This window comes from Streptomyces krungchingensis (assembly GCF_054729265.1).
This window is the reverse complement of sequence record NZ_JBPUKY010000001.1, coordinates 3,547,242-3,559,562: the sequence shown is the minus strand read 5'-3', so window position 1 is coordinate 3,559,562 and position 12,321 is coordinate 3,547,242. Positions and strand designations below refer to the sequence as shown.

At 71.0% G+C, this 12,321-nt stretch carries 9 protein-coding genes and 1 pseudogene; 5 read left to right on the top strand and 5 right to left on the bottom strand.

Translation table 11 applies throughout. From position 1 onward, the window contains the following. Positions 1–59: 59 nt before the first annotated feature. Together ACSYGO_RS15820 and ACSYGO_RS15815 are read left to right on the top strand one after the other, a co-directional pair. Entirely contained in the window at positions 60–1,289 is a 1,230-nt protein-coding gene (locus ACSYGO_RS15820; protein WP_460386893.1) for an MFS transporter, read from the top strand. A 257-nt stretch (positions 1,290–1,546) separates the two neighbouring features. Next, a complete protein-coding gene (locus tag ACSYGO_RS15815; protein ID WP_432185813.1) occupies positions 1,547–3,301 on the top strand; it encodes an NAD+ synthase in 1,755 nt (584 codons plus the stop codon). Between the two features lie 153 nt (positions 3,302–3,454). Here ACSYGO_RS15815 and ACSYGO_RS15810 read toward each other — a convergent pair whose 3' ends face one another. From ACSYGO_RS15810 to ACSYGO_RS15800, 3 genes are all read right to left on the bottom strand, one after another. Further along, positions 3,455–5,395, bottom strand: coding sequence for a S53 family peptidase (locus tag ACSYGO_RS15810; RefSeq protein ID WP_432185814.1), 1,941 nt, complete (start codon positions 5,393–5,395; stop codon positions 3,455–3,457). 495 nt (positions 5,396–5,890) lie between these two features. Continuing rightward, positions 5,891–6,514 (bottom strand): DUF305 domain-containing protein, encoded by a 624-nt coding sequence (locus ACSYGO_RS15805; RefSeq protein WP_426675745.1) that lies wholly within the window; start codon positions 6,512–6,514, stop codon positions 5,891–5,893. After that, positions 6,511–7,173, bottom strand: coding sequence for a DUF3105 domain-containing protein (locus ACSYGO_RS15800; RefSeq protein ID WP_426675746.1), 663 nt, complete (start codon positions 7,171–7,173; stop codon positions 6,511–6,513). The genes ACSYGO_RS15805 and ACSYGO_RS15800 overlap by 4 nt, the downstream gene beginning before the upstream one ends. Positions 7,174–7,347: 174 nt before the next feature. Between ACSYGO_RS15800 and ACSYGO_RS15795 the strand changes: the two genes are divergently transcribed. Further along, the gene (locus tag ACSYGO_RS15795) at positions 7,348–7,779 is read left to right on the top strand and encodes an RrF2 family transcriptional regulator (RefSeq protein ID WP_426675747.1); all 432 of its coding nucleotides are present in this window, start codon (positions 7,348–7,350) and stop codon (positions 7,777–7,779) included. 67 nt (positions 7,780–7,846) lie between these two features. Here the strand turns inward: ACSYGO_RS15795 and ACSYGO_RS15790 are convergent, their stop codons facing one another. Continuing rightward, complete coding sequence (locus ACSYGO_RS15790; protein ID WP_432173350.1) at positions 7,847–9,034, bottom strand: globin domain-containing protein; 1,188 nt, start codon at positions 9,032–9,034, stop codon at positions 7,847–7,849. A gap of 326 nt (positions 9,035–9,360) precedes the next feature. Between ACSYGO_RS15790 and glnA the strand changes: the two genes are divergently transcribed. After that, positions 9,361–10,722 (top strand): type I glutamate--ammonia ligase, encoded by a 1,362-nt coding sequence (glnA, locus tag ACSYGO_RS15785; RefSeq protein WP_028800782.1) that lies wholly within the window; start codon positions 9,361–9,363, stop codon positions 10,720–10,722. Positions 10,723–10,797: 75 nt separating this feature from the next. On the opposite strand, the pseudogene ACSYGO_RS15780 reads toward glnA, so the two are convergent. Then, a pseudogene (locus ACSYGO_RS15780) lies at positions 10,798–11,048 on the bottom strand (tyrosine-type recombinase/integrase); the annotation flags it as partial. Between the two features lie 32 nt (positions 11,049–11,080). On the opposite strand from ACSYGO_RS15780, the gene ACSYGO_RS15775 reads away from it, so the two are divergent. Next, complete coding sequence (locus tag ACSYGO_RS15775; protein ID WP_426675749.1) at positions 11,081–12,247, top strand: PP2C family protein-serine/threonine phosphatase; 1,167 nt, start codon at positions 11,081–11,083, stop codon at positions 12,245–12,247. The last annotated feature ends 74 nt before the right edge of the window (positions 12,248–12,321 follow it).

The following is a 12,321-nucleotide window of genomic DNA, read 5'->3' as shown; positions in this document are numbered from 1 at the left end:
TACGGAGCAGCACCCGCGCGGCGCACCGCTCCACCACTCCGCTCGTGAAAGGCCCCTCCATGCCCCTGGCCCTGCTCGCCCTAGCCGTGGGCGCCTTCGGCATCGGTACCACCGAGTTCGTGATGATGGGGCTGCTCCCCGACGTCGCGGACGACCTGCACATATCCCTCCCCGCCGCCGGGCACCTCGTCTCCGCGTACGCCCTCGGCGTCGTCATCGGCGCCCCGCTGCTCGCCGCGGCCACCGCCCGGATGCCCCGCCGCAAGGTCCTGATCGCCCTCATGGGCCTGTTCGTCGCGGGCAACGCCCTCTCCGCCCTCGCCCCCGACGAGCACTGGCTGCTCGCCGCCCGCTTCCTCAGCGGACTGCCGCACGGCGCCTTCTTCGGCGTGGGCGCCGTCGTCGCCACCGGCATGGTCGCCCCCGACCGCAAGGCGCGCTCCGTCTCCCTGATGTTCCTCGGCCTGACCGTCGCGAACATCGCAGGCGTCCCCGCCGCCACGCTCGTGGGGCAGCACCTCGGCTGGCGTGCCGCCTTCCTCGGCGTCAGCGTCATCGGTGTCGCCGCCATCGCCTCGCTGCTGCTGCTCATCCCGCACGCCCCGGCGCACGCCCCCGTGGGCGGTCTCCGCGGCGAGCTCGCCGCGCTGCGCTCCCTGCCCGTCTGGCTGGCCCTCGGCACCACCGTGGCGGGCTTCGGGGCGCTGTTCTCCGCGTACAGCTACGTCACGCCCATGCTCACGGACTCCGCCGGGTACGCCGAGGGCAGCGTCACCCTGCTGCTCGCCCTCTTCGGCGTCGGCGCGACCGTCGGCAACCTCGTCGGCGGACGCCTCGCCGACCACTCGCTGCGCGGCACGCTCTTCGGCGGCCTGGCGTCCCTCGTCGTCGTCCTCGCGCTCTTCCCGGCCCTCATGGGCGCCCAGTGGAGCGCGGCCGTCGCGGTCACCCTCCTCGGCATCGCCGCGTTCGTCACCGGCTCGCCCCTCCAGCTGATGGTCATGGAGAAGGCGGCCGCCGCGCCGTCCCTCGCCTCCTCCGCCAACCAGGCCGCGTTCAACCTCGCCAACGCCGGTGGCGCGTGGATCGGCGGGCTCGCCCTGGCCGCCGGATTCGGTGCGACGTCTCCCGCCGTCGCCGGGGCGGGGCTCGCGGTGCTCGGGCTCGTCGTCGCCGGGGTCGCGTACGGCGTGGACCGGCGCCGGGCGCCGGCCTCCGGGGCCGTCGCGTCCGCCGGGCGGCTCGTCGCCGGGCACGTCCCGTCGGCCACGGAGCGTGTCTCCGGCTGACCGGGGCGGACCGTCCCACCCCCGGGATTCGCGCCCTCCGCCCCTGCCCGTCCCGTCCCGTCCCCGAGGCTCCGCCCCGGCCCCCGCTCCTCAAACGCCGTAGGGGCTGATTCTTCGCAGCGGGGGTTCGGGGCCGGACTCCCCGAGTGCGGGCCGGGGCCGAGTCCGGGTGGTGGCCGGGGGGACAGCGCCGGCCGCCGGGTGCAGTGGGGCGGCACACACCCCATTGCGTCGCTCTGACGATTAGACTGGGCCCCGTGCCTCAACTACGCCTCGCTCTGAATCAGATCGACTCGACGGTCGGCGACATCGCCGCCAACGCCGAGGCGATCGTCCGTTGGACCCGGCACTCCGCCGAGCAGGGAGCGCACCTGGTGGCGTTCCCCGAGATGGTGCTGACCGGGTATCCCGTGGAGGACCTCGCCCTGCGGTCGTCCTTCGTCGAGGCCTCCCGCGCGGCGCTGCACTCGCTCGCCGCCCGCCTGGCCGACGAGGGATTCGGCGACCTGCCGGTGATCGTCGGCTATCTCGACCGGTCCGAGACGGCGCAGCCGAAGTACGGCCAGCCGGCCGGCGCCCCGCAGAACGCCGCCGCCGTGCTGCACGGCGGCCGGGTGGCGCTGACCTTCGCCAAGCACCACCTCCCGAACTACGGCGTGTTCGACGAGTTCCGGTACTTCGTGCCCGGCGACACCATGCCGGTCGTACGGGTGCACGGCATCGATGTCGCCCTCGCCATCTGCGAGGACCTCTGGCAGGACGGCGGGCGCGTCCCCGCCGCCCGCTCCGCCGGGGCCGGCCTGCTGCTCTCCGTCAACGCCTCCCCGTACGAGCGCGACAAGGACGACACGCGTCTGGAGCTCGTGCGCAAGCGGGCCCAGGAGGCGGGCTGCACCACCGCCTACCTCGCCATGATCGGCGGACAGGACGAGCTCGTCTTCGACGGCGACTCGATCGTCGTGGACCGGGACGGCGAAGTCGTCGCACGGGCACCGCAGTTCGCGGAGGGATGCGTCGTCCTGGACCTGGACCTGCCGGCCGGGGCCGCCGAGCCCGTGACGGGCGTCGTCGACGACGGGCTGCGCATCGAGCGGCTGGTCGTCTCCGAGGAGCCGCTGCCGCCCTACGAGGTGGAGCTCACCGGGGGCTACGCCGAGCGGCTCGACGACGACGAGGAGGTGTACTCGGCGCTCGTCGTCGGCCTGCGCGCCTACGTGGCGAAGAACGGCTTCCGTTCCGTGCTCGTCGGCCTGTCCGGAGGCATCGACTCGGCGCTCGTCGCCGCCATCGCCTGCGACGCGGTCGGCGCGCAGAACGTGTACGGCGTGTCGATGCCGTCGAAGTACTCCTCGGACCACTCCAAGGGGGACGCGGCCGAACTGGCGCGACGCACGGGGCTGAACTTCCGCACCGTGCCGATCGAGCCGATGTTCGACGCCTACATGTCGTCGCTGGGGCTGACGGGCCTGGCCGAGGAGAACCTCCAGTCGCGGCTGCGGGGCACGATGCTCATGGCCGTCTCCAACCAGGAGGGGCACATCGTGCTGGCGCCCGGCAACAAGTCCGAGCTGGCCGTGGGCTACTCCACCCTGTACGGCGACTCCGTCGGCGCGTACGGGCCCATCAAGGACGTGTACAAGACGTCCGTCTTCCGGCTCGCCGAGTGGCGCAACCGGGCGGCCGCCGAGCGCGGTCGGACGCCGCCGATCCCGGAGAGCTCCCTCACCAAGCCGCCGAGCGCCGAGCTGCGGCCGGGCCAGGTCGACACGGACTCGCTGCCCGACTATCCCGTCCTGGACGCGATCCTGGAGCGGTACGTGGACCGCGACGAGGGGGCCGACACCATCGTGGCGGCCGGCTTCGACCGGGAGCTCGTGGTGAAGACGCTCCGCATGGTCGACACGGCGGAGTACAAGCGGCGCCAGTACCCGCCGGGCACCAAGATCTCCGCGAAGGGCTTCGGCAAGGACCGCCGGCTGCCCATCACCAACGGCTGGCGCGAGCACGCGTGACCCGCGGCGGGGCGAGGACCCCGCGCGGCACCGGGCGGACCCGGCACCCGGGCGAGCGCCCCGTCCCGCACCTCCCGGACGGACAGGACGAACGCGTGCGCCCGCTCCTCCCGAAAAGACGGGAGAAGCGGGCGCACCCGTGATGACGGTCCGTCAGTGACGGTTGTACGACTCGACGTAGCCCGGGGCGGGCGAGCCCACGCCGGTGACGTCGTCGTAGCCCTTCACGGCCTTCAGCGAGCTGTCCTTGCCGAGGCTGCGGACGGAGGTGAGCACACCGTCGGCCGCGTCGAAGCCGTTCGCGAAGTCGACACGCGCCACGGCGAGCCCGGACCCCGTGGGGGTGTCCGTGACGTCGTGGTACGCCTTCGAGCCGTACTTGGCGTAGATCGACGGGTTGGCGAAGCCGATCGCCTTGCCGCCGCGCGCCTCCTGGGCCAGGGCCTGCACGGCCGCGATCACCGGAGCGGCGAGCGAGGTGCCGCCGATGCGGTACTCGCTGTACTGCTCGGTCCCGTCCGGGAAGGTCTGCGTCTGGCCGACCTTGAAACCGGTGTTGGGGTCGGCGATCGCCGCGATGTCCGGGACGACTCGGTTGCCCGCGGGGTTGTTCGCCGTGGCGAGCGCGTTCGGGACGACGCCCTTCTGGTAGTACGGCTGCGCCACGGTCTTGCTCGTGCCGCCGCCCGCACCCGAGGTGAACGCGCCCGGGAACGCGTCCCAGCTCTTCCCGTCGGCCGACAGGCTGGCCTTCTGGGTGCCCCAGCCGGTCTCCCACAGGTACGAGTCGCCCTTGCCGACCGCCAGCGAGGTGCCGCCGACAGCCGTCACCCACGCCGAGTTGGCCGGGGTGTCGACCTGCTTCGTACCGGTGTTGGCGACCTCGTCGCCGTTGTCGCCGGAGGAGAAGTAGAAGCCGATGCCCTGGACGGCGCCGAACTGGAACACCTGGTCGTAGGCGGCCGCGATGTCCGGCGTCTCGTTGGCCTCGATGTCGCCCCACGAGTTGGAGACGATGTCGGCCAGGTGCCCGTCGACGATCTTGTTCAGCGAGTCGAGCAGATCGTCGTCGTAGCAGGAGGCGGCACCCACGTACGTGATGCTCGCGTCCGGCGCGACGGCGTGCACGGCCTCGACGTCGAGGGTCTCCTCGCCGTACCAGCCGGCCGCTCCGCACTCCTCGGTCTTCGTGTACTTCTTCGGCAGCACCTGACGCAACTGGCCGCTGCTGTACGCCGCGTCACCGTGCTTGCCGGCGTAGGTGGCCGCGTCGAAGGCGATGGTCGGCGAGGCGTACGCGTCGGTGATGGCGACCCGCACCCCCTTGCCGGTGCGCTTGCCCGCACCGTACGCGGCGCGCAGCTGCTTGCCCGTGTAGCCCTTGACCGCGTACGGGATCTTCTTGCCGTAGGCGTCCGGCAGGGTGCTCGCGACGTTCGAGCCGTAGTACGAGGAGAACGGCCCGGAGTTCTTGAACACCGCGTCCGGGGGCGGCAGCTGGTCGGCGTGCGTCGCCTTGTGCGGCGCGTTGTCCAGGCCGGTGACGGTCAGGACGGCGCCGTTCAGGGCGGCCGGGGCGGAAGCCGTCTTCGACGGCGCCCGGTAGGTCTTGGCACCCTTGGCGTAGTTGTGCAGCTGGGTGCCGAAGGCCTTCTCGGCGGCGGCCACGTCACCGGTCACGGAGACGTAGTGCCGCGTGGTGCCGGTGACCTTCAGGCCTGCCGACTTCAGCCACGAGGTCACCGCGGTGACCTGGGCCTTGGTGGCGCCGAAGCGCGCCTGCGCCTGCTTGGCGCTCAGGTACTTGCCGTACGAGGCCGAGTCCGGGTCGGACACGGCCTTGGCGTACGCGGCCAGACCGGAGGCGTTCCGGCCGGCGAGGTAGACCCGGGCGGAGACCTGGGAGCCGTCTGACGTGGCCCCCTTGTCCGCCTTCGCCGTCGCCCAGGCGGGCTTGGTGCCCGCGAGGGTGTCCCGGCTCGGGCCGTCCGCGGCGTGGGCCGCGGGTATGCCGAGCGCCAGCGCGCCGGCGAGCAGTGGCAGTGTCGCCGCCATGCTCACCCCGGCGCGCGTCTTGGCGCGGTTGGATCTCATAGAACCCCCTGCGATGCGGTTCGTCGCATGTAGTGGTCTTTCGGTGAAACACGTGGTTGCCCGCGCCTGAGGAGGTGGCGGGTAATGGATCACACGATGGGGGCCACTCTGGCGATGAACCGTTCATGCCAGGGGAATGGAAAGGCCAAGGAAACCCCAAGTGGCCGTGATTCGCGGCTGTTCGGGGCGGTTTGCGACATGCTTCCGGGGAGAATCGAGGGTTTTCCCTCGGATCCATGACGAGTTGTTGTGAAAAGGCCCCGGCCGTGTGTAGGCGCGGGGCCGGTCGCCCGGTTCAGGGCTGCGGGCGCGGCGGACCCGCCGGGCGCGCGGAGTCCCGGTGCGGCCGCGTGGAGCTGCTCAATTGACGGAGCGTCAGTGATCAGTGAGGGAGGTCGCGGTCGACCACGGGCCGCGGCCGTGCGAGGGGGACGCCCGCTGGAACCAGGTCCGGTCCCGGAGCTCGGAGCGCCCCGGGACCGGCCCGCACACGTCCTAGTCGCGCGCCTTCGCGCCGCGCGCCTCGAGCATGTCGGCCATCAGCCGGATCTCCGACTGCTGGGCGTCGACCATGCCCTGCGCGAGCTTCTTCTCCACGCCGACCTTGCACTTCGCGACACAGCCCTCGGCCATGTGGATGCCGCCCTTGTGGTGGTCGGTCATCAGCTGGAGGTAGAAGATCTCCGCCTGCTTGCCGTTCAGCGTGCCCAGCTTCTTCATCTCGGCGTCGGTGGCCATGCCGGGCATCAGCGCACCGTCGTCGCCGGAGGCCATGTCGCCCATGCCCATCCAGGTCATGGGGGCGTCCGCGGACACCTTCGGCAGCTCCCACAGGTCGAGCCAGCCGATCAGCATGCCGCGCTGATTGGCCTGCGTCTGCGCGATGTCGTACGCGAGACGCCGCACCTCGGTGTCCTTGGTGCGGTCACGCACGATGTACGACATCTCCACCGCCTGCTGGTGGTGGACCGCCATGTCGCGCGCGAAGCCCGCGTCCGCGGAGTCCGCGGCGGGCACGCCGGTGTTCGAGCCGTCGTCCTGGGCCACCGCGTAGGTGATCGCCCCGCCCGCGACGAGCAAGGCCGCCGCGGTTCCCGCGATCCAGCCGACCTGCCTCACTGGGACAGACCGTTGGTGCAGGCGGCGCCCGGCTCGGGCGTCTGCTTGCCCTGCACGAACTCCGAGAAGAACTTGTCGACGTTCGGGTCGCTCGCGCCCGTCACCGTGCGCTGCTTGCCCCAGGCGCTGAGCATGATCGGGTCCTTCTGGTCGTCGACGGGGCTCATCAGCGTGTACGGGGTCTTCTTGACCTTCGCCGCGAGGGCCTTCACGTCCGCGTCCGACGCCTTGCTGTTGTACGTCACCCAGACGGCGCCGTGCTCCAGCGAGTGCACGGCGTTCATGTTGTTGATCGCCTTGGTGTAGACGTCGCCGTTGCAGTTCATCCAGACCTGGTTGTGGTCACCGCCGACCGGCGGCTCCATCGGGTACTTCACGGTCTGGGAGACGTGGTTGCGGGCCAGCGTGCCCTGCCAGGTCTTCACACCGTCCTTGCCCGTGACGAAGTGGCCCGCCGTCTTCGAGTCGCTCGCCGTGTCGTTCTTGTCGGACTGCGATTTCACGAGGACGACGCCGCCGACGACGAGGCCGGCGACGACGACCACGCTCGCGGTGATCGTGAGGATCCGGTTGCGCCGCTCACGGGCGCGCTCGGCACGGCGCAGCTCCTCTATGCGCGCCTTGCGCGAGGCGTTGCTGGTGTTCTTGGCGGAACCCATGGCGAGTCCTTATGGGGGAATGGGACGGTCGGTCCGCTGATCGTAGTCGGGGAGGCGGTCGCGTATGCAGAGCGGGCCACAGGAATGACCGAACAGGTGGCCTTCGGGCCGGTGGACGGGCGGCTTTCGTCCCGATAATTTGAACCTCGGATGCGCATTATTTACGCTCGCGGTATGCGGCTGCTGCGATCCACCGACCTTGCTCTGCGCGTCCTGATGCGGCTTGCCGTCGCGGAAGGGGCCACGCCCACGACCCGCGAGGTCGCCGAGGACATGGACGTGCCGTACACGCATGCCGCGAAGGTCGTCGCCGAGCTCCAACACCTGGGGCTGCTCGCGGCCCGCCGCGGCCGGGGCGGGGGCCTCGCGCTCACCGAGGCGGGGCTCTCGGCGTCGGTGGGCGCCGTCGTCCGCGCCTTCGAGGGGGACGGGGACGTCGTCGAGTGCGAGGGGGCCGTGCCCTGCCCGCTGAATTCCGCCTGCCGCCTGCGGGGCGCCCTCAAGCGGGCCCAGGAGGCGTTCTTCGCCTCGCTGGACCCGCTGACCGTCGCGGACATGGTCGCCGCGCCGACCGGGCCCGTGCTGCTCGGCATCTCCCGGCGCTGACCGGGCTCCGGGGCGACGGCCGGCACCTTCCGGCGCCGGCCGGGTCTCCTCTTTGCCGACCGGCGGCTCAGCCCTTGGCGAGCCACAGGTCGGGCCCGAACACCTCGTAGTGGATGTCGGCGGCCGCCACGCCCTTCGCGAGGAGCTGCTCCCGCACCGTGCGCATGAAGGGCAGCGGACCGCACAGGTACGCCCGGGTGCCCGGCAGGACCGCCACCCCGGAGAGGTCGACGAAGCCCGTGCGGTCGGCGGGGTGCCCCGGCTCCGGGCGCTCGTACCAGAAGTGGGCGGCCGCGTCCGGCAGCTTGCCCGCGTACGCCTCGTGGTCGGCGCGCAGGGCGTGCTCGGCCGGTGAGCGGTCCGCGTGGACCACGGTGACCGGAGCGCTGTGCCCGGTGTCCGCGAGCTGCTCCAGCATCGCGATCATCGGAGTCACGCCGATTCCGGCCGAGGCGAGCAGGAGCGGCGCGTCGTCGGCCTCCAGCACCAGATCGCCGTACGGGGCGGAGAGCCACAGCCTGCTGCCTTCGTGCACGCGCGCGTGGAGGTGGTTCGAGACCTCGCCGTCGGGCGCGTCGCTCCCGTGCACGCGCTTCACGCCGATCTGCCGCACGGGTGAGCCCGGGGCGCTGGACAGGCTGTACTGACGTATCTGACGGGCGCCGTCCGGCAGTTCGACGCGCACCGAGACGTACTGCCCCGGGCGGAAGCCCGGCACCGGCCCGCCGTCGGCCGGGCGCAGCCGGAAGGTCGCGACGTCCGCGGTCTCCTCGACCCGGTCGACGACCTCCCACTCGCGCCAGCCGCCGCCGTCCCGCTCGTCGTACAGGCGCCGCTCGATGGCGACGAGGGCGTTCGCCATCAGCCAGTAGACCTCGTCCCAGGCCGCCGCGACCTCGGGGGTCACCGCGTCGCCGAGCACGCCGGCGATGGCCGCGAACAGGTGCTCGTGGACGACCGCGTACTGATCGGGCGCGACGCCCAGGGAGGCGTGCTTGTGCGCGATGCGCTGGAGCATCGCGTCCGGGCGCTCGTCCGGGTGCTCCACCAGGTGGGTGGCGAACGCGGCGATGGAGCCGGCCAGGGCCTGGCGCTGGGTGCCGGCGGCCTGGTTGCCGCGGTTGAAGAGGTTGCGCAGCAGGTCGGGGTGGGCGGCGAACAGTCCGGCGTAGAAGCGCTCGGTGATCTCTCCGATGGCGGCTCCGACGGCGGGGAGGGTGGCGCGCACGGTGGCGGTGGACTGTTCGGACAGCATCAGGGCTCCTCGGGGGAGAGGCGGGAGGGTGGGCCGCGGCCCCCCTTGTCTGCCCCGCACGGTAGTAAAACTTGCATCTGAGATGCAAATTAAAAGCCGAGCGGGAGGAGGCGGGGGTCGGCCATTTCAGAGACGCGCCCGAACAGGCAAGATGGGCCCAGAGCAGGACACCTGCCGTACGCGAGGCGTTCAGACCGGGGTCGCTCCGGCGATCATGGTCCGCAACGCGCACGAAATGGTGTTGTGGTGGGATGCTCAGGTGCCCCGATCGTCCCCGGGACGTGGGAGCAGGCGGCCTGACCAGCAAGGATGGGTGGAAGCGGAAGATGGACAAGCAGCAGGAGTTCGTGCTCCGGACCCTGGAGGAGCGGGACATCCGGTTCGTACGTCTGTGGTTCACGGACGTGCTCGGCTTCCTCAAGTCGGTGGCCGTGGCCCCGGCCGAGCTGGAACAGGCCTTCGACGAGGGCATCGGCTTCGACGGCTCCGCGATCGAGGGCTTCGCCCGCGTCTACGAGTCCGACATGATCGCCAAGCCGGACCCCTCCACCTTCCAGGTCCTGCCCTGGCGCGCGGAGGCCCCCGGCACCGCCCGCATGTTCTGCGACATCCTCATGCCGGACGGCTCCCCGTCCTTCGCCGACCCGCGCTACGTGCTCAAGCGCGCCCTGGCCAAGACCTCCGACCTGGGCTTCACCTTCTACACCCACCCGGAGATCGAGTTCTTCCTGCTGAAGGACCGCCCGCTGGACGGCTCGCGGCCCACCCCCGCCGACAACTCCGGCTACTTCGACCACACCCCGCAGAACGTCGGCCAGGACTTCCGTCGCCAGGCCATCACGATGCTGGAGTCGATGGGCATCTCGGTCGAGTTCAGCCACCACGAGGGCGCCCCGGGCCAGCAGGAGATCGACCTGCGCTACGCCGACGCGCTCTCCACGGCCGACAACATCATGACCTTCCGGCTGATCATGAAGCAGGTCGCGCTGGAGCAGGGCGTGCAGGCCACCTTCATGCCGAAGCCGTTCTCGGAGTACCCGGGCAGCGGAATGCACACCCACCTCTCCCTCTTCGAGGGCGACCGCAACGCCTTCTACGAGTCCGGCTCGGAGTACCAGCTCTCCAAGGTCGGCCGCTCCTTCATCGCGGGCCTGCTCCGGCACGCCGCGGAGATCTCCGCCGTCACCAACCAGTGGGTCAACTCCTACAAGCGCATCTGGGGCGGCTCCGAGCGCACCGCCGGCGCCGGCGGCGAGGCGCCCTCGTACATCTGCTGGGGCCACAACAACCGGTCCGCACTGGTCCGCGTCCCCATGTACAAGCCCGGCAAGACCGGCTCGGCCCGCGTCGAGGTCCGCTCCCTCGACTCCGGCGCCAACCCCTACCTGGCCTACGCCCTCCTCCTCGCGGCCGGCCTCAAGGGCATCGAAGAGGGCTACGAACTGCCGCCGGGCGCCGACGACGACGTCTGGGCCCTCTCCGACGCCGAACGCCGCGCCATGGGCATCGAGCCCCTCCCGCAGAACCTCGGCGAGGCCCTCACCCTCATGCAGCGCAGCGAACTCGTCGCCGAGACCCTCGGCGAACACGTCTTCGACTTCTTCCTGCGGAACAAGAAGTCGGAGTGGGAGGAGTACCGGTCCGAGGTGACCGCGTTCGAGCTGCGGAAGAACCTGCCGGTGCTGTAAGGCCAGGTCAGCGGCACTTTTCGAGACGCCGTACGCGGGGCCTGCGGTCGATGACCGCAGGCCCCGCTGCTGTCTTCACTGCGCCTGGGCCGTCTGTGGGCCGTCTGCCCCGGACACGCCGCCCTCGTACATGCTGTCCGCGGCTTTTCGGGCGCGGCTCCCGCTGCTCGGGAGCAGGTGCGTGCAGCCCCGGAGCGTGAAGCCCTGTCCGTGTGCCCCAGACAGGTGCTCAGCGCTGTGACGTTCTCGCGGGCGTCCAGGAGCACCGACGCGTAGAAGTGCCTCAGCGCGTGCATCCCGTGCTCTCGCGCCGCCTGGAAGCGTTGAGCCGTAGGTGCCGGCGAGGCAGGCTTGGTGCATGAAGTCGCTCTTGCGCTCACCCCCGGTGCCAAGAGCAGGCGGTCATCACCGGCTCCTTTTCATGCTGATGCAGTGTCTGCCCTATCTGATCGCACTGGCCGTGCTGGTCATCGAGCTCACACCTGCGCACTTCATCTATACCGGCCCCTTTCTCACCGCGGTCCCGGCGCTGGCGGCAGTGACCCTGGGGCCCAAGGGCACCACCGCGGCGGCGGCCCTCGCGCTGGCGATCAGCGTGACCACCGCGACCTATAACGGGGCGTGGGGGACGCTGCAGGTCTACAGCAACTTCCTGGCCTTGGCCTTGGTCTCCGTGGCCGGCTTCATCACCAGCCGCGCCATGCAGGAGCGCAGGCAGAGAGAGCTCGACCAGGTCCGCAGTATCGCCGTGGCCGCCCAAGAGGTCGTGCTGCGGCCCGTGCCCGCGTGCCTGGGCCCACTGCGGGCCGGCAGCCTGTGCCTTGCGGCCGGGACCGGGGCGCGGGTGGGCGGTGATCTGTACGAGGCCGTGCAGACGAGGTACGGCGTCCGGATGATCGTCGGGGACGTCCGGGGAAAGGGTCTGTCCGCGGTGCGAGCCGTCGCGGTGGCGCTGGGCGCGTTCCGGGAGGCCGTGCACTATGAGGAGGACCTGGTGGAGGTCATGAACCGCTGCGCGGCTGCGCTGCGGCGGGAAGTCTCCGTGCCGGGTGCGTACGGCCAGGAGGTTCTGCTGGAAGGGTTCACCACGGCGCTCATCGCGCAGGTGCCGGACCAACCCCTGGTGCAGCTGGTGAACCGTGGACATCCACCACCGCTGCTGCTGCACCAGGGCAAGGCTGCACCACTGACGCCGAGCTCGGCGTCGCCGCCTCTCGGGCTCGAAGACCTCATCACCGACCTCCCCGAGAAGTCTGAGAGCTATGCGTTCGTCCCCGGCGACCGCCTGTTGTTGTACACCGACGGTGTGGTCGAGGCCCGCAATCGCGGCGGCGAATTCTTCGCTCTGCCGGAGGCCATGGAGGGGATAGGCGTCGGTCCCGGCCCACTGGAATTCCTGGAGCAACTGCACCAGGGGCTGACCCTCCACACCGGCGGTGATCTGGCGGACGATGTGGCGATGATCCTCGCCGATCGGTTCGACGGCCTTCCAGGGTCACCTTCGGGTGGGGCAGACGTGGAGTGACCGTTGTTCTCGGCTGCGAAGCAGCCGCCCCTACGGCGAAGACGCGCTCTGCGCTCCACGGCACGACGCGGCCA

What these genes read in the sequence shown, in the direction of transcription:
- ACSYGO_RS15820 (WP_460386893.1), top strand. Translation starts at nt 60, where the DNA reads ATGCCCCTGGCCCTGCTCGCCCTAGCCGTGGGCGCCTTCGGCATCGGT.
- ACSYGO_RS15810 (WP_432185814.1), bottom strand. Translation starts at nt 5,395, where the DNA reads ATGAGATCCAACCGCGCCAAGACGCGCGCCGGGGTGAGCATGGCGGCG.
- ACSYGO_RS15800 (WP_426675746.1), bottom strand. Translation starts at nt 7,173, where the DNA reads ATGGGTTCCGCCAAGAACACCAGCAACGCCTCGCGCAAGGCGCGCATA.
- ACSYGO_RS15795 (WP_426675747.1), top strand. Translation starts at nt 7,348, where the DNA reads ATGCGGCTGCTGCGATCCACCGACCTTGCTCTGCGCGTCCTGATGCGG.
- ACSYGO_RS15790 (WP_432173350.1), bottom strand. Translation starts at nt 9,034, where the DNA reads ATGCTGTCCGAACAGTCCACCGCCACCGTGCGCGCCACCCTCCCCGCC.
- glnA (WP_028800782.1), top strand. Translation starts at nt 9,361, where the DNA reads ATGGACAAGCAGCAGGAGTTCGTGCTCCGGACCCTGGAGGAGCGGGAC.
- ACSYGO_RS15775 (WP_426675749.1), top strand. Translation starts at nt 11,081, where the DNA reads ATGAAGTCGCTCTTGCGCTCACCCCCGGTGCCAAGAGCAGGCGGTCAT.